The organism is Alteromonas sp. 4NH20-0056, assembly GCF_057539655.1.
Genome location: NZ_BAAJLS010000013.1, coordinates 73369 through 92058, shown reverse-complemented (window position 1 = coordinate 92058; position 18690 = coordinate 73369). Strand labels below are relative to the sequence as shown.

The 18690-nt window shown below is 42.9% G+C and carries 23 protein-coding genes; 20 read left to right on the top strand and 3 right to left on the bottom strand.

Annotation, left to right across the window (positions count from 1 at the left end):
- The 11 genes from AC27EZ_RS17260 to AC27EZ_RS17210 form a co-directional block, all read left to right on the top strand.
- Nucleotides 1-596: hypothetical protein (locus AC27EZ_RS17260; protein ID WP_487136514.1), on the top strand; the 596-nt coding region annotated here is incomplete at its 5' end.
- Between the two features lie 34 nt (nucleotides 597-630).
- Nucleotides 631-1062 (top strand): hypothetical protein, encoded by a 432-nt coding sequence (locus AC27EZ_RS17255; RefSeq protein WP_487136513.1) that lies wholly within the window; start codon nucleotides 631-633, stop codon nucleotides 1060-1062.
- A 187-nt stretch (nucleotides 1063-1249) separates the two neighbouring features.
- Entirely contained in the window at nucleotides 1250-1669 is a 420-nt protein-coding gene (locus tag AC27EZ_RS17250; RefSeq protein ID WP_487136512.1) for a hypothetical protein, read from the top strand.
- A gap of 400 nt (nucleotides 1670-2069) precedes the next feature.
- Complete coding sequence (locus AC27EZ_RS17245) at nucleotides 2070-2390, top strand: hypothetical protein (protein ID WP_126874109.1); 321 nt, start codon at nucleotides 2070-2072, stop codon at nucleotides 2388-2390.
- A 137-nt stretch (nucleotides 2391-2527) separates the two neighbouring features.
- The gene (locus tag AC27EZ_RS17240) at nucleotides 2528-3268 is read left to right on the top strand and encodes a DUF6597 domain-containing transcriptional factor (protein WP_487136511.1); all 741 of its coding nucleotides are present in this window, start codon (nucleotides 2528-2530) and stop codon (nucleotides 3266-3268) included.
- Nucleotides 3269-3336: 68 nt separating this feature from the next.
- Nucleotides 3337-3717 carry a VOC family protein gene (locus AC27EZ_RS17235; protein WP_487136510.1) on the top strand — a complete coding sequence of 127 codons (381 nt, stop codon included), beginning with the start codon at nucleotides 3337-3339 and terminating at the stop codon, nucleotides 3715-3717.
- A gap of 101 nt (nucleotides 3718-3818) precedes the next feature.
- Nucleotides 3819-4016 carry a PLDc N-terminal domain-containing protein gene (locus tag AC27EZ_RS17230; protein WP_487136509.1) on the top strand — a complete coding sequence of 66 codons (198 nt, stop codon included), beginning with the start codon at nucleotides 3819-3821 and terminating at the stop codon, nucleotides 4014-4016.
- A gap of 94 nt (nucleotides 4017-4110) precedes the next feature.
- The gene (locus AC27EZ_RS17225) at nucleotides 4111-4491 is read left to right on the top strand and encodes a DUF2059 domain-containing protein (RefSeq protein WP_487136508.1); all 381 of its coding nucleotides are present in this window, start codon (nucleotides 4111-4113) and stop codon (nucleotides 4489-4491) included.
- Between the two features lie 398 nt (nucleotides 4492-4889).
- Nucleotides 4890-5378, top strand: a complete 489-nt coding sequence (locus tag AC27EZ_RS17220; RefSeq protein WP_487136507.1) for a hypothetical protein — start codon at nucleotides 4890-4892, stop codon at nucleotides 5376-5378.
- A gap of 101 nt (nucleotides 5379-5479) precedes the next feature.
- Nucleotides 5480-6043, top strand: a complete 564-nt coding sequence (locus AC27EZ_RS17215) for a hypothetical protein (RefSeq protein WP_487136506.1) — start codon at nucleotides 5480-5482, stop codon at nucleotides 6041-6043.
- Nucleotides 6044-6741: 698 nt separating this feature from the next.
- Complete coding sequence (locus tag AC27EZ_RS17210; protein WP_487136505.1) at nucleotides 6742-7050, top strand: DUF1272 domain-containing protein; 309 nt, start codon at nucleotides 6742-6744, stop codon at nucleotides 7048-7050.
- Nucleotides 7051-7149: 99 nt separating this feature from the next.
- Here AC27EZ_RS17210 and AC27EZ_RS17205 read toward each other — a convergent pair whose 3' ends face one another.
- Nucleotides 7150-7362, bottom strand: coding sequence for a CcdB family protein (locus tag AC27EZ_RS17205; protein WP_487136515.1), 213 nt, complete (start codon nucleotides 7360-7362; stop codon nucleotides 7150-7152).
- A gap of 225 nt (nucleotides 7363-7587) precedes the next feature.
- Between AC27EZ_RS17205 and AC27EZ_RS17200 the strand changes: the two genes are divergently transcribed.
- Entirely contained in the window at nucleotides 7588-8130 is a 543-nt protein-coding gene (locus AC27EZ_RS17200; RefSeq protein WP_487136504.1) for a DUF5655 domain-containing protein, read from the top strand.
- Between the two features lie 256 nt (nucleotides 8131-8386).
- Nucleotides 8387-10453 (top strand): YncE family protein, encoded by a 2067-nt coding sequence (locus AC27EZ_RS17195; protein ID WP_487136503.1) that lies wholly within the window; start codon nucleotides 8387-8389, stop codon nucleotides 10451-10453.
- A 153-nt stretch (nucleotides 10454-10606) separates the two neighbouring features.
- Here AC27EZ_RS17195 and AC27EZ_RS17190 read toward each other — a convergent pair whose 3' ends face one another.
- Both AC27EZ_RS17190 and AC27EZ_RS17185 read right to left on the bottom strand, forming a co-directional pair.
- A complete protein-coding gene (locus tag AC27EZ_RS17190; RefSeq protein ID WP_487136502.1) occupies nucleotides 10607-11533 on the bottom strand; it encodes a sulfite exporter TauE/SafE family protein in 927 nt (308 codons plus the stop codon).
- Entirely contained in the window at nucleotides 11533-12738 is a 1206-nt protein-coding gene (locus AC27EZ_RS17185; protein WP_487136501.1) for an NHL repeat-containing protein, read from the bottom strand. Before AC27EZ_RS17185 ends, AC27EZ_RS17190 begins: the two co-directional genes overlap by 1 nt.
- Nucleotides 12739-13070: 332 nt before the next feature.
- On the opposite strand from AC27EZ_RS17185, the gene AC27EZ_RS17180 reads away from it, so the two are divergent.
- The 7 genes from AC27EZ_RS17180 to AC27EZ_RS17150 all read left to right on the top strand — a co-directional run bounded on the left by AC27EZ_RS17180 (nucleotide 13071) and on the right by AC27EZ_RS17150 (nucleotide 18680).
- Nucleotides 13071-15935 carry a M16 family metallopeptidase gene (locus AC27EZ_RS17180; RefSeq protein ID WP_487136500.1) on the top strand — a complete coding sequence of 955 codons (2865 nt, stop codon included), beginning with the start codon at nucleotides 13071-13073 and terminating at the stop codon, nucleotides 15933-15935.
- 230 nt (nucleotides 15936-16165) lie between these two features.
- Nucleotides 16166-16555 carry a ketosteroid isomerase family protein gene (locus tag AC27EZ_RS17175; RefSeq protein WP_487136499.1) on the top strand — a complete coding sequence of 130 codons (390 nt, stop codon included), beginning with the start codon at nucleotides 16166-16168 and terminating at the stop codon, nucleotides 16553-16555.
- A gap of 43 nt (nucleotides 16556-16598) precedes the next feature.
- Complete coding sequence (locus AC27EZ_RS17170) at nucleotides 16599-16856, top strand: hypothetical protein (RefSeq protein ID WP_487136498.1); 258 nt, start codon at nucleotides 16599-16601, stop codon at nucleotides 16854-16856.
- 27 nt (nucleotides 16857-16883) lie between these two features.
- Nucleotides 16884-17258, top strand: coding sequence for a hypothetical protein (locus tag AC27EZ_RS17165; RefSeq protein WP_487136497.1), 375 nt, complete (start codon nucleotides 16884-16886; stop codon nucleotides 17256-17258).
- Between the two features lie 93 nt (nucleotides 17259-17351).
- Nucleotides 17352-17732 carry a VOC family protein gene (locus AC27EZ_RS17160; RefSeq protein ID WP_487136496.1) on the top strand — a complete coding sequence of 127 codons (381 nt, stop codon included), beginning with the start codon at nucleotides 17352-17354 and terminating at the stop codon, nucleotides 17730-17732.
- A 65-nt stretch (nucleotides 17733-17797) separates the two neighbouring features.
- Nucleotides 17798-18193 carry a DUF3224 domain-containing protein gene (locus AC27EZ_RS17155; RefSeq protein ID WP_487136495.1) on the top strand — a complete coding sequence of 132 codons (396 nt, stop codon included), beginning with the start codon at nucleotides 17798-17800 and terminating at the stop codon, nucleotides 18191-18193.
- An 82-nt stretch (nucleotides 18194-18275) separates the two neighbouring features.
- Nucleotides 18276-18680 carry an MAPEG family protein gene (locus AC27EZ_RS17150; RefSeq protein WP_421131820.1) on the top strand — a complete coding sequence of 135 codons (405 nt, stop codon included), beginning with the start codon at nucleotides 18276-18278 and terminating at the stop codon, nucleotides 18678-18680.
- The last annotated feature ends 10 nt before the right edge of the window (nucleotides 18681-18690 follow it).

Below are 18690 nucleotides of genomic sequence, written 5' to 3'. Positions count from 1 at the left end.
TAAAGGGTAATATGAATAGTAGACTCGAAGCTTGTAAATTATTAAAAAAACTCAGCGGTGCACCTAAAAATATATTGTGTAAACATTGTTTTAAACAATCTCAACAAGTAATAAGTTCTGTTGGGGATGATACCTTTGTAAAATTAAACTCTAGCAGTAAACCGATCGTTTATATTCAAGGCGTTACGAGGGGGATTTGGGAGAGAGATGCAGATACTCTTTATATTCGACATGCTGCTTGTGCAACTGAATTAATAGGTGCAAAAGTATATCAACCTATTATGGCATTATATATACGAGAGGTTATAAATAAGCTAGCGGCAGATGAAGATGAAAATGCAAAAAAACAATCTGGATATGAAAAGAAACCTCAGATAACAAAAGTGCAGTTGGATATAGAATTTAACAATGTATCACAAGTTGCTAGGGATAAATGCTACAAGGGAATATTTGATTTTTGTCAAAAGATATCATCAACAGCAACTATTCATACAAAGTCACCTTTCCCAACTATAATAGATTTTAATTACGAGGCAATACCTGATAATAAAATCATAGAACTAATAAATGATAGTTTAAAGCTTATCGATATTTAAACATAATAAATTGTTAGCTGTTCAGGTAGGAGTCGTGGATAATTGTATTTCCAAATTTTGTAATAGACTTGCTCAACTAAAGTGTGATGATTACGTTGTCGATAAACTCTATGAGCTTGTAGATTTAGTTGAAGGCCTCGATGATATTTCAGCTACTTACAAAACAATATTTACTTTTCTAGAAAATAACTCTGTCAGCGATATTGGTTCTCCAGGGCCTTTGGTGCATCTTTTAGAAAATTACTTTCCTAGCTACGTGCCGAGTTTAGTCATCTCCTTAGAAAGAGCCCCATCTCTTACTGCTATTTTTATGCTACATAGAATTATGAATTCCAACATTAAAAAACAAGAAGGGAACGCGTACTTAGAGTTACTAAGCAAAATATCTAAGGATAAATCCATCAATTCAGCTTTATGCAAAGAAGCAAAAGAGTATTATGATTACCATAGAGAAAGGTACAGCTAACAAACGCATTAACATCATTCGCGTTGCTCGTTGGGACGCCTACTCGTTGGCTGCGTCACTACGTTCCGAATTTTAGCAACGATTAGTCGCCCGTTATGCGGCGGGTTAGGTGCCTATGAAGTTAACTTTTAAATTTGTAGTTTTTTCCTGTTTTCTTCAATCAATAGTTTATGCCGAGGAAAGAGTAATGAATGAGCAAGAAGCCCAGGTTATATGGGATGAATATCATGAGAGAATTAAAAATCGCCGTATTGCTCAAGCGCATGTAATAAACTCTGAGCTTGTTAATTTTGGAATAACCGCTGAGTCAGATCTAATTTTGGATTTTACCTTTTTTACGCAAAAAGAAGATGGAGCAAGCGGTCTAAAAACTCAACTTAGTGAGAACTATGAAATGTCTATTACTAAAGAGAACGAGTATTGGCACATTCAAGGTACGACTAGACCGTATGTAGTTAGCTTCACCAATCAACAACATTTGGGTTGGGTTGACTTTATGCATGATGTAGCTTTATCACACGGTGCCATTTTCAGCACTTGGACAATTACCGAGTCAAAAAGTGGACAGGTCTGGTCAAACAAAAACATCGAGACTGAATTCGATTGATTTCGACACCTAACAAGACGGGACTGCTAACAGCTTGCTCGGTTCCGCTTCGCTACACATTTTAGCAAGCTATTATCAGCCCCTTATTGGGGCGTTATGAGGTGCTCTAGATAATATGCAGAATATAAACCCATGGCTTTGGTCGTCTTTTGTGTTGGCTCTTTCAGGAATCTTTTTTAGGTGGGTGTTTGGTAATACGTTTGTAAGTATTTTTCTTGCCGTAGTGCTAGCTTTAGCGGTAGTGCCTTTAGTTATAAAAATTCAGAGCAAGGCTAAACAAAATGCTAATCAGCATAGCAACTCATAACAACACGCAGCACTCGATCACTTCGGTCGCTGGGACGCCAACCCGCTGCGCGGCTTGTCGCCCATGTGCTTTGCGTTATATGGAAAGTTAAACATGTGGGACTCATTCAAACCTGACAATTGGAATACCTTACCTCACATATCAGGGCGAGTTGCCTCTGAAATGGATGTAAAAAACGGCTTAGCTGTTTTCTATATACCAGAGGGTAGCTTTGTACTGGATGCCAAATTACCTACATGTGTTATTCAGATTAATGAAAAAACAGGAGAACGAACTCCTGCCGTCGTAATTCAGGCAGAACAAATCGGAGAACAAGTTTACCTTGGTCTGCGTTATCTTGACGGTGGTAATGGTATTTGCGGGCTCGAAGAAGTGGAACAACTAGAAGAACCAAACGAAGAGTTTGCCATATAACAAAACACTAAAGGCGCTCGCGCTGCTCGCTGGGACGCATACACGTTGGCTGCTTCGCATTTTAGCCCACGTGCCTGCGCCCCTTATTTAAAAGTTATATTTACCTCAGACTTTAGCAAAATAGATAGTAGTTAAGAATGTATGAACCAATAAAAGATGGAATGGAAAAAGTCTCTGGTAAAGTTATTTATACTGAAGCCAAGCCACCCAAAGAACTGAATGATATTGTTCATAGCTATTGGCAGTTAAAAACAGAAACATCGCTGGAACATAATTTTACACTTCATGCCATCCCTGATGCTTGTGTTAATATTTTGTTTAATCAAAAAAATACCGATATAGCAGGTATCACAGGGCTAAAAACCACCTATGTAGAACTCAATCTTGGCAAAGATTTTAACTATGCAGGAATTCAGTTTTTTCCTGGAGTTTTGCAAGGAAATTGTCACGAAACTAAAGATAGTTTTGTGGGCTCAAGATACTTAGGTCAATTACCGCTTATCGGCGTTAATAGTAAAACTGCTTCTATGAACTTTTTGGATAAGTTGCCTATATTTACTGATTTGGTATCGAGTTTAGTTGAACAAAACGTTGTTAAGCAAAATAAGGTTGTTCAAAAAATACTCTCCAATTTGAGTTGTATAAACAGTGTTTCTGAAATGGCTGAGATCGTACACCAGTCACCTCGCCAATTGCAGCGGGTTTTAAAGCAATCAACTGGATTTTCACCTCATGACTTCTTGAAAGTGGTACGTTTACAGCAATCATTAAAAGAACATAATGTAGATCTATATGCGGACCAATCTCATTTTATTCGTTCATTTAAGAAGATTACGGGCTATACACCTACAGATTACTTTCGTATATATGATGTCTGATTTGTACAATACTGGCTAGGCTGCAAGGACTATCATGATCTCATATTAACTAAATAGAGGATAGCATCATGAAACAAAACGCAGTGGGTTGGTTTGACATTTACGTAAACGATATGAATAGAGCGGAGGTTTTTTATGGAGCCGTACTTCAAAGAGAGCTTGAAACAATCTCAGATCCAACAGACACCTCGGTGATTATGAAAGCCTTTATAACAGATATGGACTGCTATGGCGCAGGAGGAGCGTTGGTTAAAAGAGAGGGAGCCAAGCCAGTCACAGGCGGTACCATTGTCTATTTTGGCGTTGAGGATTGCGCAGTTGAGGAGTCGCGAGTTGAAGACGCGGGTGGTAAAATCATTAACCCTAAGATGTCTATTGGCGAGTATGGTTTTGTGAGTGTATGCATGGATACTGAAGGGAATTTATTTGGCCTAAGTTCAATGCAGTGATCAGGAAATATAACAATCAAAGTCAGCGGATGCTTCGCACCGCTGCTTTGGGCGTTAGGTGCAGTTTAAATAGTAAACAAAAGATAAGGAGTTTTTTTCACATGAGTATTTGGCAAATTATCATTTTTATCGTGCTTTTCAGCCTAACGCTTTTACCAGTATTAGTTGCCCTAACATCAAAGAAAGCTCAAGGAGTTCACAAATTAGTTTGGTGCCTCGTTTCACTATTCTTTTCATGGTTAGGTTTTTTAGTTTATTACTTCTTTGCTGTAAAAGGTACGAGTGAGCGCAACGCATAGCATGCCAATCAACGCAATCATTTCGTTCGCTGGGACGCATTTACGCGGGGCGGCTTAGCTTAAAGTTATATCCCTATTGAATTCAGAGGTAATAATGAAAAAAGGAATTTTAGTTTTCTGCTGTTTATTTATCGTTTCATGTGCGAGCACATCAAAAAACATAGACGTCGATTATGAGTTTGATAGGTTATATCAAGCCTTAGAAATATCAGATACAGTTGCATACCTGATGAGTAGAGAATTTCTCTATAAGGAAGGAGAAAGTAATTTTTTCGCTGAATCTGATGAAAAGGTTGACGCCACGAGCGAAGATCAAGTAAAAGCGAAACAAGCGTTCAAAGCAGCAATTTTAGAACAACTAACACCCAAAGAAATAAAAGCTGCTGCTGACTTTTATTCAACTAAAGCTGGCATCAATACGCACAAAGCAATAGTCGAAGCCGAGAATGCGGTTTCGGTAGTGTTGGGCGGATAAGCAATATATAACATAAAAATTAATTCACTCACCTCGTTCGCTGGGACGCATTTACGCGGAGCGACTGTACGTCATGAGCCCAGAGGAACTCGATGAAGCTTGAAAAACTAGGAACTGTTAATTTACTCTGGTTGCTTATTTCGTTTTTTCTAGTCTTTTGGCTGGGTCATCAATTACTAGGCGCAATGCAAACTCAAGAAATACAAAGTCTGCGCGTCACCGACATAGTGTCTTTTGCTAACAGGCCCATATGGTTTGTTCTTGTATGCCTTGTTAAATTTATAGCTTGGCTTTTAAGTGTAGGTGTAGCCGTGTTTTACATTAAGCGGCGGGTAAAGGTCACATAACAAAAAATTATGGCTCTGGCTTCGCACGCTGGGGCGTTACTATGGAAAGTTATGCGGAAAACTCTACTACTCATCACGCTATTTTTATCTTATACCACAGCAAATGCTTGTAGCTTTGCGCCTGGGTATGATGAATTCTTACCTAATCCTCTGTACAAAGGGAAAAGTCATCCATTGGCTATACCGTATGCAAGCGTAGAATCGATCAAACGAGGTTATGACGATGGAAATCGAGGTTCATGTTCCGATGCTGGCATCATTACAATAAAATTTAAAAACGAAAACCCAGTTAACGTTACAGGGTATAAGTTAAAGATTGTTTCAGGTACTTTTGAAAGCCACGTTATTCCAGATTATGAAGTCACTCCCTCTCGATATAACATTAATGAAAATTCGATGTCTTTTGTTTGGTTGGATGGCAGTTATAACAATCAGGAACAAATTAATTTCGTATTACAAATAATTGCTGTATCGCCAGAAGGCGGTGAAAGTGAACCCTATCATCTTAAAATCCAACATGCGGGTGGCAAGACTAACTAGCAGCCAAATAAAATACTGGGCTGCCACAGTTTGGCTTTGCTACGTAAGTTTAGCCAAGCATACTTCGGGCTCTTATTGAGGCGCTAAAAGACACCTAAAACATGAAGAACATTATCGTTTCCGACATTTTTGGCAGAACAGAAGCTTTAGAAGAATTTGCTTCTAATTTTTCTACGCCAACTGAAATCTTCGATCCCTATTCTGCGGTCTTTATGGCGTTTGCAAACGAGCAAGAAGCGTATGCGTATTTCTCAAAACATGTCACTTTAGAACAATACTCAAACCGCCTGCTTAATCGTCTTCAATCCACAAAATCGATGATAAACCTAATTGGTTTCAGTGTTGGTGCATCTGCCATTTGGAATATATCTAACAACCCGAGTTGTAGTAATGTAACCAGTGCTTATTGCTACTATGGCGCTCAGATAAGAAACAATATAATTGTTGAACCAACATTTCCTGTTAGCCTTATTTTCCCCGCATCTGAATCACATTTTTCAGTAAGCGAGCTTATTGACAGTTTGGGTAACAAAAACCTCGTTACAATAAGGCAAGTTTCCTATTTGCATGGATTTATGAATGTTCATTCTGTAAATTACAATCAACAAGGTTATAGGAAAGAAATTTCGACATTATGCGAAATGTCATTTAACAGAGCACTGTAGTCGCTCGTAAACGGCCTAAGAACTTAAATACTCAAGGAAGAGCTAAGTATGTTAATGAAATTATTATTACTTTTAGTGGCGCTAGTTGGCGTGTTGATGTATTCCATACCATGTGAAAGGCAGTTTTAGCTACTTACATAACAAAAGTTTCAAGTCGTTTGCTGGCACACACTAGGACACAAACATACGGGCCGCTTCGCATTATATCCCATGCGTTTATGACCCTAAACGAAAGTTAGTAACCCTCGGAGCAGGAAGCTTGAAAGTTAAACCTTCCAAAAAGCTATATCTGAAAATGCTAAGAAGTCTTTTAATCATTAGCGTTTTATTCGGTTTTACTGCGTATGTCTGGTCAACTTCAGTTTATGAATGTATTTCTATCTTTTCGTGGGACTTTTGCGGCTCTATCGGCCAAGCAGAACTAATTTATCCACTTTTTGCTTTAGATGTGTTCTTAGCTCTTTATTTATTATCGCCATTTTTTACCTATTTCAGCTATCGTCAAATAATCAAAAATAGGAATAAAATTAAATAATATTGCTAGGTAGTATCGGCTTTACGGGTACAAACAAGCCAATCAACGAACTCACTTCGTTCGCTGGGTCAATTACTCGCTGGTGGCTTGGCGATTTTCGCCAGCAAGTAATTGCCCCTTAGTTTGGTGTTAGACAAGAGTAAAAACCGGAAAGGAGGCACATATGTTAGAGCTTCGTCCTACATGTGAAAACTGTAACAAAAATCTGCCGCCAGAATCTACTGAAGCGATGATTTGTACCTATGAGTGTACATTTTGTAAAACGTGCGTGGACAATGTCTTAGAGAACGTTTGTCCGAACTGTGGCGGTGGGTTCTGTAAGAGACCTATTAGGCCTTCAATTGATCTTCGCAACGGCAATTTCTTGGGTAATGATGCCGCTTCACAAATAGTTAAGCATCGGCCTGTAAATGTCGAAGTTCACCGAGAGTTTTCAAAAGGTATCAAAAATATACCTGCTCATGAAAGGTAGCCTTTTGTTCTTATAAATGCCGTTACAGAGTACAGTCATGTAGCAAACAAGGTGCTCAAGTCGAACCTTCACCCACGGTTCGACCGGCTTAGTACGGCGTTATATTTCAGTAATAGCGAAGTCTATTGCATCTATCAGCAGTTCTCTGGATTGGTCCAGCGAGCCAATGCGATCATTGAGCACGTATTCGGGTATAGAACTAAGTTGTTGGGCTAGAAATAAGTATGTTGCGCCTTCGAATTCTATTTCCGGCGTCGATCTTCTCATGTAAAGACTGTTTCTAGTATTGCTATTTGTTAGCGGTACAACCAGCCTTTAAATCTTGCATTTCATCACTCCAACTAATTTCACCACCAAGCATACGCATGCCTATGCGCATTGAAAAGTTTGGTTGGAATATAACAAGCGCTTTAACACTCGCTGCGTTCGCTAGGGACAAAAATACGTAGGCTCTCTGCGCTTCGCTTGGTATTGTTAACTACGTATTTTTGCCCACTACTGCGGGCGTCATGTGAATTATTAATCAAGGTGAATACAATGGATAAAGCACTAAAAACCATGTTGGATAATATGCCTGAAAAAACAGGCAAAGGCCTCGATGAATGGATAAGGATTTTAAAAGAAAAGTCTTTTGAGAAGCATTCAGTGGCAGTAAAATTTTTAAAAGATGAGCACGGTGTTTCGCATGGATACGCAAATACGATAGTGTCACTTTCAAAGGAAGACACTGTCGCTTCCGATGATCTCATAACGGCGCAGTACGCCGGCAAGGAATCGCTCAAGCCAATTTATGAAAAGCTAATAACTATAGTTAACGCATTGGGCGATGATGTCTCGATATCCCCTAAGAAGGGAAGTGTTAGTGTAATCAGAAAGCATCAGTTTGCTTTGATTAAACCGTCTACAAAAACACGCATAGATCTTGGATTAAAACTTAAAGGCGTAGAGGCACAAGGTATACTAGAGCCCTCTGGCCCGTTTGGTACTATGTGCACGCACCGAATACAGCTAACCGATATCGCAGAAGTAAGCAAAGATGTACATACGTGGCTGTCAAAAGCCTATGATATGTCAGTGTAAATAGGTGTTAGTAAATACATAACTAACGCAGCAAAACGCAGCTATGCTGCTCAAGGCTCGCTGCATAGGGCTGCCAAAGCGTGGCTAGTTTCAATTTAGCCACATAAGTTTAGCCGAGCATAACTCGGCCTCTTATTATTTCTTTTTTATCTTTTTTAAATTTATTGCATCCAATCTCTATCGTCGGTCGTTTGGCTTTTTGAACAGGACGTGAGTAGTACAACGTCGCTACATCAAAAAGACAACGGAGATGGTTATGGATTTATCAAATACTTCACAGCGCAATATTAAACTTTCACTGCTTGCAGCGGCAGTTGTGTTTTCTCTAACAGCCTGTAACGGGGATGATGGTGCAGATGGTGTTAACGGCGTTAATGGCGCCGATGGTCAAGACGGCGCACCGGGGCAAGACGGAAGCCCAGGTTTTTCAGCAGCCACTTTTCTAATAGCCAATAATGGCGATAGCAACCGCAACACGGTATCAACCGTTGATCAAAACGCCAGCGTTATCAATACAATATCAACCGGCGCGAACGAGGGTGTCGCGTTATCTCAAAGCAATACGCTTTTTCAAGCAGGAGACAGCGACCTTCCTCTTATTCGCTCGTTTTGCTCATTTACTGGAAACAGCGACTTTGATGCAAACTTTGGTCACGACGTTACCGGCGCGGCAACTGGCTTGGTAAACCCTAAGGGTATTGTATTTGCAGAAGAAGCCGGCCTTGTAATGGCAGCCGACTTTAATGGTCAAAGAATTAGTGTGTTTGGCGGCCAAGCGGCAGGCAACGTAGCGCCTATCGCAGAAATTATGACATCTGCGCGCCCGTGGGACTTAGCGTTTGACGAAAACGCTGACCGCTTATTTGTTGCCCTTACCGACGGCACAGTCGCCGTGTATGACGATGTAACCTCTTCTGGTTTTGCACCAACGGTGACCAGGACCATTGTTCCATCAGACGCCGACGGCAACCAAATTTCAATTAACCTTCACGGTATTGTGTACGAGGCGATGTCTAACCGACTGGTAGTGTCGGATGTGGGTGATGCAAGCGTGGCCGATGATGGCCAGCTATTTGTCATCGAAAGCGCAGCATCGGCTGATGGCATGGTAGTTCCTGCACGAGTGGTGGGTGGCGCTAGCACGCAATTAGGTAATCCGGTAGATATTATTTTATCGGGCGCTGACCTTCGTGTGGCCGAAAAATCGAATGACGCAATTTTAGTCTTTTCCAATATCTTTACCGGTGCCAGTGGCGATGTTGCGCCAACGCTGTCTACTCCATCTGTTAAGCCAGAGTCGCTTGTTGAGTTTACAGAAGCAATGGTGAAATGGGATGCATCAGACGATGGCATAACCACTATGCCTATTGCAGGGCTTTCTGTATCAAGTAATCCGTCTGTAGACGGCGATTCAACGGGGCTAGTTGCACAACGTAGTGCACTGTTAGGCAGCGAGTTACGTCGCTTTGATAGCGGCATGAGCATCGAAAGTGCGTCATATACCTCGCAAGGCGATGGTGTTATTACCTTCGATAACCCAGATACATCAACAGGCGGGCTGTTAGTGGTAAATCGACTGGCCTCACAACGTGATGGCATGATGTATAGTGACAGTTACGACCATATGATAGCAGGTGCTAATACAGGCCTCATTGCCCCTAAAGGGCTTGATATTGCATCAACTGAGGGCCTCGTGTTTGTTGCCGATGTGAATGAGACAACGCCAGCAGTACGCGTGTTTTCACCTTGTGCATCAGGTGATGTAACGCCGTTATTAACCCTTGAAGCATCGAATGGCGCTCGCCCGTGGGATGTCGATTACGACCCAACAACCGATAGTGCTTATCTAGCACTCACAAACGGTACCGTCGCCGTATTTGAAGAAGTAGTAAGACGATTGAATAGCGGTGAATCTGTACTGACTGGGGAAGACAGGTTAATTGTACCGGCAAGTGGTGGCACTGCGTTTTCAGCGCCGACCAACATTCACGGTATCGATTACGATAGTCAAAGCGATAGCTTGGTTATCTCTGATGTAGGCAGTGCGGCGGATGCAACCGATGGCAAACTTTATGTTATATCAGGTGCGCAGTCCGCAGACGGTATTACTGATGTATCAGTCAATATTGCTGGCCCTGCCTCTATGCTTGGTAACCCGGTAGATTTAATGCTTAGCAACGGACATGTGTATGTGGCAGAAAAATCGAATGGCGCTATCTTGCGATTCGACAATATTTTGAATGCGAACTCAGGCGATGTAGCACCGAGTTACAGCGCGCCGTTTACTGCACCCGAATCGGTTTCGGTACTGCCTATTTACTAAATGTATTGAGTCAATCACATTTATAACGTGCTGGGAAGACAGGATGACTAGCTTCTCAACACGGTATAAACGTGAGGCAATTGAAAGGTATAGCACGTAAATAACAAACAGGTTTACAAGCACGCCCTAAATACAACGCCAGTTAGTTACTCATTAACCGTTTACTGGGCTAAACGCTACGCTAGCCTTGCATTCCTTGCTAACCGCAGACTCACAATGACTCTCTTCTAGTGCCATACTTGGCGACATTGACGTTACGCTCTTTTGGAGCATAAACGTACCGGTGATCACCAGATAAACACCGAATGCGCGCTTTAACATAGTGGGGTTAAGGTTATGCGCGAATTTAGCACCTAATGGCGCGGTAAGTAGCGAAATGGCGCTAATAGCAATCCAACCTACTGCATTTACATAACCCAATGACCCAAGAGGCAAACCCGCTTTGCTCCACCCGATTATAATAAAACCCACAGTGCCGGGTATCGCTATTAGCGCGCCAAAGGCAGAGGCGGTTCCTATGGCTTGATGGATAGGTCGGTTAGATAAGGTCATGGTTAACACGGTTATAGTACCTCCACCAATGCCTAGCAATGCTGATATCCCGCCTAAAAACGTGGCGAGTATTGCTTTGGTGCGCCCCTCAGGCATGGTTTTATTGACGCGTTTGTGCGCAAGCCATGTGGGAAACAAAAAATGTACCGAAAGCAACAATACACCCGCACCAAATACCCCCACTAACAGCGAGGCGTTGGCGTCTGATGCTATAACTAAGCCCACAACAACACCCAAAATAATCCACGGCGCCCAGCTTTTCACCACCGTAAAATCTACAGCACTGCGCTTTGAATGCGAGCGAGCCGCTCGCAAGCTTGTGGTAATAATGGTAGCCAGCGAGGTGCCAATGGCTAAGTGCACGGCAACATCGTCAGCTACGCCCATCTTATTAAAAATAATAAGTAGAACAGGCACAACAACAAAGCCTCCGCCAATACCGAAAAGGCCGGCGGTAAAGCCTGCACAGGCGCCAGCTGACAACATGGCGATAAGCAACCATAACGTATCAGCTGACAGTAGCGTCATTATTTTACGCCTTCAAAAACGAGCTTTTGCACTCGGCGACCGGTGTTCACTTCTGTGGTGTACAAGTTGCCATCGCTATCGGTATCAATACTGTGAAGCCATGTAAATTCCCCTGGGTAGCGACCATTTCTGCCTATCGAGCCTAAAAGGGTTAACGACTCGCGTTCATAAATCCATATGCGACCGTTCATCATGTCGGCCACATAAAGATAAGTTTCATCAGGAGAAAATGCCACGTCGGTTGCCGAGCCTACGCCACCAGTTGATGCGGCAACCACAAGGTTGTGTTTAAAAGAAATATCGCCATTTGTCTCGCGCTTAAAAATTTGTACGCGGTTGTTGCGTCTGTCGCAGACATAAATTAAGCCGTCTGATGCTTGATTCACGCAGTGCACAATGTTGCCAAACAAGGGGTTTTCAATGTCAACGCCTTGGGCCTGAGGCTGAGCAGCTTGAGATTGATCAAAAGCGCCCTCACGCGTTGGGCCTGTTGGCTTATTGCCATAAGCGCCCCAAATATGCGTCGCTTTTTTGTCTTTAGGGTCAAAAGACACCATGCGCGCGTTAATGTAGCCATCGGAAATAACCACCTCATCGGCATTCGGGTCGTAAAAGATATCCGCGGGGTTTCCTAGTGTTGCATTATCGGCATTGCCGCCGGTTTTTCCCCGCTCACCAATTTGCTTTATGAATTTGCCGTCAAAATTAAAATTAGCGACAACGTGATCGCCATCGCCGTTGCCAGCAATCCAAACTGAATCGGTAGGATCAACATATAAACCATGTACATTTACCGGCCACTGATTTACCCCATCAATAGTAGGCGCGTGCGATGCCCCTCCCCATGCAGTGGCTACTTTACCTTGCGGCGTAAAACGAATTACGTGTGGCGCGGGCTCGCAACACAACGCCGTTTTTGGCGTAGCGGCTAGCCCCGTATCAAATTTACCGAGCGAATTAGGACGTTGTAAAATCCATACGTGATCGTATTTATCAATGGATAACCCACTTACCTGTCCGAGCATCCACGTATCGGGTAAAGAGGGCCAATTCGCATCTACAGAAAAACGAGGCATGGGTGCACTTGCGCTCGGATACGTTTTAATAGGTACTAACGCAGGTGCTGTAACGTCTTCTTTTGTTGCGGCAAATAATGGGGTACTAAGTAAGCTGTAAACAACAAGCGTTGATAAGGCGCGATGCATAACATCACCTCCGTAGTGTTAAGGGTAATGGGTCTAAGAAGACCGTATCCTAAGACTTAACGCATCGCTGCGCACAAAATTAGCGATGAATCCCCACACTTCTGCGTTGTTTCCGTAAAAAGAAAATGATAACGATACATTCGGTAACTAATGACAGGTATAACGACATGGGTTACGCATTGCGGACTATCCATTAGCGATAAGCCATTGATAAGCGTTGGCTACTTGTTACATCTGCTTACACATTCAGTGACAGTTTAAACTAACGCGATTATCGACATAGCAGCCGCTTTACATTACCTTTTAGGTAAATAAACTAGAAGGACCTTCGTATGTTCCCTTTGCGCAAATCCATTACACTTCCGGTCGCTGTTGGGCTGTCACTTTTCGCCCTTGCCTCGTGCAGCAATAACACTGGCGAATCTGTTGCAGAGCAAGCACCTGAACAAGCCAAGTCAGCCGCCCTGCCCTCATTAAATTTTGAAAAAATGACGTTAGACAACGGCTTAGAAGTGGTGCTTCATATCGACCGCTCCGACCCGCTAGTAGCAATCAATCTTGCAGTTCACGTGGGCTCAGGAAGAGAAAACGTTGGCAAAACCGGTTTTGCTCACTTATTCGAGCACCTTTTGTTTATGGACTCTGAAAACTTAGGTTACGGCGGTCTTGACGAAATGAACACGCGTATTGGTGGAGAAGGTACAAACGGTTTTACCACTAACGACATGACACAATACTTTCAGGCAGTACCGAAAGACGGGCTAGAGAAAGTCATTTGGGCAGAAGCTGACAAACTTGGCTACTTCATTAAAACGGTTAACCAGAACATTATTGACCGTGAAAAGCAGGTGGTTAAAAACGAGAAGCGTCAGCGCGTCGATAATCGCCCGTATGGCCACAACTTTTACGTAATTGGCCAAGCCATTTACCCTGAAGGCCACCCTTACCATCATCAAGTGATTGGCTCGCTTGAAGACTTAGAAAACGCAACGCTAGAAGATACAAAAGCCTTCTTCAATCAATGGTATCGCCCTGACAATGTTACGGTAACGTTAGCCGGTGATTTTGAATTAGAAGAAGCCAAAGCCCTTATTGAAAAGTATTTTGGTGAAATACCAAGCGGTGCTAACCCAACGCCAGCAACAAAGGCACAGCCTGTTACGCTAAGCGAAACCAAGCACTTTGTGCATGAAGATAACTTTGCCACACTGCCGCAGCTCACCCTAACGTGGCCGGCCGTACCAGAGTATCACCCAGATTCTTATGCGTTAAACGTGCTTATGTCGTACTTGGTTGACGGCAAAGAAGCGCCAATGAATCAAGTTTTGATAGACGAAAAGCAACTTACCACGAACGTTTCAGGCTTCAACTACACCAAAGAGCTCGCTGGTGAAGTCTACTTATTCATTAATCCTAAGCCCAACGAAGACATCGATAATTTGCTGCCAGCGGTATGGGAAGCGTTTGCTCGTTTCGAAGAGAACGGCATTCCTGAAGAAGCCTTAACACGCATTAAAACGAAGTCTGAAGTGAGTATTTTTGACAGTATCCAAAGCGCACTGGGCAAAGCGATTGCGATGGGTGAATATAACCTGTTTACCGGCAATCCTGGCTTTTTAACGACTGACATTAAAAACCTTCAAGCCGTTAGTGCAGAAGACGTGATGAATGTGTATAACAAATACATTAAAGGCCAACATTACGTTTCTACTAGCTTTACACCAAAAGACCAAACGGACTTAGCGTTAGAAGGCGCGCAAGTAGCGAAAGTGGTTGAGGAAGTTGTTGTTCAAGGCGCAGAGAAAGACGTGCCTTACGACCCAGCTGCCCGAGTATTTGAACCCACTGCGTCGTCATTTGATCGCACGGTTGAGCCGCCTTTTGGCGATTCCTTTGTTCTACCAAGCCCCACCATTTGGGACGCTCAAGGTAGCAACGGCCTGCAAATGGTTGGTATTCAGTCTGATGAAGTACCGTTAATTGAATTTTCATTAGAATTTGATGCAGGAAAAATGCGTTCACCACTGGATAAGCCTGGCCTCGCATCAATTACCGGAGATATGTTAACAAAAGGTGCTGGCGACTTAGATGTGGCAGCATTTGAAAAAGCGCTAGGCGCTTTGGGCTCAAGTTTAACTACCCAAACACGAGGCCAATACACGCTAATTCGCGGTAAAACATTGGCTCGTAACCTAGATGAAACCGTCGCACTGCTACAAGATATGATCAACGCGCCTCAGTTTGATGAAACTGAATTCAAGCTTATGCAAGAAAGCTACAGCCAAACTGCGGTTTCTCAGTTGGCTAACCCCGATTTCATAGCCGCGCGTGAAATGGCTAGCATTACTTATGCAGAGCCAACGGCACTAGCGGTGGCTGGCGCTGGCACTGAAGCACAAATTAATGCTATTACGTTGGATGATGTGAAAGCCTTCCACAAAAAGCATTATGCAATCGCATCGGCCAAGTTAAACATTGTGGGTAACTTTGATGAAGGCGAAACACTAAGACTGTTCTCTTCACTTGAAGGGCCTGCTAAGGAGCCGTTAGCTGCATTACCGGTGCCTAAATTTGCTGGGGTTGAGAAAACCCAAGTCTATTTCTATGACGTGCCTGGGGCTAAGCAGTCGGTGCTACAAATGAGCCGCCCTGCTCTACCTGTGACCAACGAAGACTTTACCAAATTAGAGGCGCTTAACTTCCCTCTAGGGCGTATTTATACGTCGAAACTGATGACCGAACTTCGCGTTAATAAAGGGTATACCTACGGCATTCGCTCTTTTGCTACTGGCAACGCAGAGCAAGGGCAATTTGGCGTAGGCACGTCGGTAAGAACCAACGTGACCTTAGAAAGCTTAAGTTTAATCAATGAGATTTTAGGGCGTTACAGCGAAGAAATGACAGAAGCAGAGTTAGCGCAAACCAAAGATGCCTTGCTTCGTGGTCAAGCGCTTAAGAACGAAACCTTGGGTGACAAACTAGGCTTGATTCAGGAAATTACTCGCTTTGATTTGCCTTATGATGCCAAAAGCAAAAACATGGAAGTCGTTCAGTCGATGAGCTTGGAAGAAGCAAAGGCGGTGTTAGACAGCCACGTACGTCCCGATGCCATGAATGTTATTGTGGTGGGAGATGCTGCAACACAGCTAGAAAGGCTTGAAAAGCTTGGCTTTGGTAAGCCCATTCTACTCAATTAATCGGTTTGTTGTGTTAGGCCCTTTTGCGGGGCCTAACACTGCTTTTCATTCTACGTACAAGAAGTAGTAGCGCTATTTACTCCCCCCTGTATAAGGTGTATTTTTAAACCACGATGGTTTATTAACGCGCAGAATTGCGCCCGTTTGAAAGCACAAAAAAGTTGGCTTTTGGTTTTTCTTCGCTAATTTTGCCTCTCTATAAGGCGTTGCTTTCCAGGGAATTGTTGATCATGGAAGAACTTTTTAATAAATACACAGAAGCTTTTAATGCCTTTGAGCCAGAGGCTATTGCAAGCCTGTATCGATTACCTTGCGCTATCTCAGACGCTGACGGCGTTCAAACTTTTACCGAAAGAACCGCTTTAGTTGCAAAGTTTGCATTAAATTGCGAATCCATGCGTAATTTTGGCTATCAACACGCCCAGTTTACTATTTTAGAACAGCAAGCTCTCGGGAAGGATAAGGTAGCTGCAACGGTTGGGTGGCGTGTTACCGTAAATGATTCAAATGTAGACTTCCGCACCTTATATATTTGCCATTTTGTAGACCATAAGTGGTTGGTGTTTAATGCTAATGTGTACCAAGGTAGTTTTAGCAATACGCAAAGGAATGCGTTATGAGGAACGTCATATTGGCTTTTTACGCTGCTAAGGAAACATAAACATGCCACACAAAATTAACTTCTTTGCTAGGCCTATCGATACGGGTTATTCATTAGACTGGGAAAACTTTTTGATTGAACTGTGCTTAGGCATTATTTGTGCTGTTATGGCATTTTATGGGTGGGATAAAGGAATGCTGTTAATGGCCGTTCCTTCAGCCGTTGTTGCCATAGCGTGTTTAGGGCTTGTTGTTTATTCCCTAAGTAGGCTTTCACTAGACAAGCACAGTCAGCGCCATGCAAAGCGAAAACTAGATTGAACCTAAACACCAAAGGCCTGTTTAAATATGGAAACAAAAAGCGTTGAAGAAAACATCGAGCAAGACACTCTCGAAAACAGTAATGAGAAAAATGAAACCCTTACTACCGAGTTACATTTTGAGTTGCTCAAACAGTACACATGGCTTGCATCGGCTACTATTGGCGCAATAGTAGTACTGGTTCAGTTAAAGGCAGTTGAAATGGGGACCGATGTTTATATTCCTTTAACTTTTTTGGGTTCATCCATTCTCATTTGTATTGCTGGCCAAGACCATATAGTCGATACATTACTCAAAGGTAAGACTGTATTCCAAGTAGCTAAAACCCTGAAATTAATTAGGTTTGCGTCGCTATTGCTATTGGGTACGGGGATTGGCTACTTTATAGCCAGCCTGTTTTAAGCAACGAAGATGAGGCGAATGGCGAGTTAACGAAAGCGCTAGAAACTAGAAAGCTTGCGCTGTGGTTACCTAATGCACTCGCCAGGAGATAAAATGGAACTTAATCAGGTTACCTTGCCAGTAGAAAATATGAATGACGCCGTGCATTTTTATTTAACATTAGGCTTCACTCAAATTGTTGATACGCCGCACTATGCCCGGTTTTCGTGCCCCGATGGCAATGCAACGTTTTCGTTATCGCTTGAAAACGAAGGGTTTCAAAATAGCGCGGTAATCTACTTTGAACATGAAAATTTAGACGAACTTTGCAACACGCTCACCGAGAAAGGCATTGAATTTGAACAACCTCCCACAGAGCAACGCTACTTGTGGAAAGAGGCCATTTTAAAAGACCCTTCAGGCAATAAAATTAAATTATACTGGGCTGGCGAAAACCGTTTATCTCCGCCTTGGAAGGTAGAAATACGGGCGTAAGTAGCGTAAACCACTCACCATTATATTAAACAAGCACATGCTGCTGTCACTAGAAGGCGCAACCAATGACAACGCTGCTCAAAGGCACATTTCAAATTACAGGCTGGGACGAAACACCGTATTGTGAGAACGATGATGGGTCGAAGCAAACACACGCAAAAATTACCCAACGTTACACTGGCGATATTGATGGGCTAAGCGAGCTTCAATATTTGATGAACTACACCTGCGATGGTAATGCGGTGTTCGTTGGTTTAGAGCGCCTATCATGCACAATTAACAACAAAGCAGGCAGTGTTATTCTCAAGCACAACGGCAAATTTGAGGCAGGTGTAGCAAGTAGTCATTTTGATATTGTCGCAGGCTCTGGAACGCAAGCATTAGCAGAGATTTCTGGTTCGGGTACGTTCACATCAGCAGACAATGGCCAAGCACATTACACGTTAGAATTAACAAATTAAGCTGTTTTTTTGTGTGCTTTGCACAAACACATTGGTTACGTTAGTGTTTCCATAATATTGCTATGAATGGTTGAACCGCCCTATGAACACACTTTTATTACCCATGTTTTCGCATGTCTCGCTGTGTGCTTTATTGTATGCCCTACTCACTATTACAAGAGCGCCTAGCGTGTGGGGAGTGGGTGCAAAGGCTAGCGGCCCCCACCCTTTCGACACTATTCAGCCAAAAATAAGCGCCAACTTAAGCAACCAATTTGAATGGCCCCTTTTTTTCTACGTTATTTGTGTACTCTTACTGATTACTGGCACGCAGGGTACTGCTTGGTATGGCGTGTTGGCATGGGTATTTGTGGTAGGCCGAATAGTGCATAGTGCCGTACACATTTTTACGGCAAATGTAAGGCTAAGGGGCGTTGTGTTTACTATTAACTTTGTTGCTGTTATCACAATGTGGATAATGTTCGTTGTTGACATGCTAGCCGTTTAACTTCATGTTC

What these genes read in the sequence shown, in the direction of transcription:
- AC27EZ_RS17240 (WP_487136511.1), top strand. Translation starts at nt 2,528, where the DNA reads ATGTATGAACCAATAAAAGATGGAATGGAAAAAGTCTCTGGTAAAGTT.
- AC27EZ_RS17225 (WP_487136508.1), top strand. Translation starts at nt 4,111, where the DNA reads ATGAAAAAAGGAATTTTAGTTTTCTGCTGTTTATTTATCGTTTCATGT.
- AC27EZ_RS17250 (WP_487136512.1), top strand. Translation starts at nt 1,250, where the DNA reads ATGAATGAGCAAGAAGCCCAGGTTATATGGGATGAATATCATGAGAGA.
- AC27EZ_RS17160 (WP_487136496.1), top strand. Translation starts at nt 17,352, where the DNA reads ATGGAACTTAATCAGGTTACCTTGCCAGTAGAAAATATGAATGACGCC.
- AC27EZ_RS17245 (WP_126874109.1), top strand. Translation starts at nt 2,070, where the DNA reads ATGTGGGACTCATTCAAACCTGACAATTGGAATACCTTACCTCACATA.
- AC27EZ_RS17200 (WP_487136504.1), top strand. Translation starts at nt 7,588, where the DNA reads ATGGATAAAGCACTAAAAACCATGTTGGATAATATGCCTGAAAAAACA.
- AC27EZ_RS17150 (WP_421131820.1), top strand. Translation starts at nt 18,276, where the DNA reads ATGAACACACTTTTATTACCCATGTTTTCGCATGTCTCGCTGTGTGCT.
- AC27EZ_RS17195 (WP_487136503.1), top strand. Translation starts at nt 8,387, where the DNA reads ATGGATTTATCAAATACTTCACAGCGCAATATTAAACTTTCACTGCTT.
- AC27EZ_RS17175 (WP_487136499.1), top strand. Translation starts at nt 16,166, where the DNA reads ATGGAAGAACTTTTTAATAAATACACAGAAGCTTTTAATGCCTTTGAG.
- AC27EZ_RS17170 (WP_487136498.1), top strand. Translation starts at nt 16,599, where the DNA reads ATGCCACACAAAATTAACTTCTTTGCTAGGCCTATCGATACGGGTTAT.
- AC27EZ_RS17215 (WP_487136506.1), top strand. Translation starts at nt 5,480, where the DNA reads ATGAAGAACATTATCGTTTCCGACATTTTTGGCAGAACAGAAGCTTTA.
- AC27EZ_RS17220 (WP_487136507.1), top strand. Translation starts at nt 4,890, where the DNA reads ATGCGGAAAACTCTACTACTCATCACGCTATTTTTATCTTATACCACA.
- AC27EZ_RS17210 (WP_487136505.1), top strand. Translation starts at nt 6,742, where the DNA reads ATGTTAGAGCTTCGTCCTACATGTGAAAACTGTAACAAAAATCTGCCG.
- AC27EZ_RS17235 (WP_487136510.1), top strand. Translation starts at nt 3,337, where the DNA reads ATGAAACAAAACGCAGTGGGTTGGTTTGACATTTACGTAAACGATATG.
- AC27EZ_RS17180 (WP_487136500.1), top strand. Translation starts at nt 13,071, where the DNA reads ATGTTCCCTTTGCGCAAATCCATTACACTTCCGGTCGCTGTTGGGCTG.
- AC27EZ_RS17165 (WP_487136497.1), top strand. Translation starts at nt 16,884, where the DNA reads ATGGAAACAAAAAGCGTTGAAGAAAACATCGAGCAAGACACTCTCGAA.
- AC27EZ_RS17185 (WP_487136501.1), bottom strand. Translation starts at nt 12,738, where the DNA reads ATGCATCGCGCCTTATCAACGCTTGTTGTTTACAGCTTACTTAGTACC.
- AC27EZ_RS17230 (WP_487136509.1), top strand. Translation starts at nt 3,819, where the DNA reads ATGAGTATTTGGCAAATTATCATTTTTATCGTGCTTTTCAGCCTAACG.
- AC27EZ_RS17190 (WP_487136502.1), bottom strand. Translation starts at nt 11,533, where the DNA reads ATGACGCTACTGTCAGCTGATACGTTATGGTTGCTTATCGCCATGTTG.
- AC27EZ_RS17155 (WP_487136495.1), top strand. Translation starts at nt 17,798, where the DNA reads ATGACAACGCTGCTCAAAGGCACATTTCAAATTACAGGCTGGGACGAA.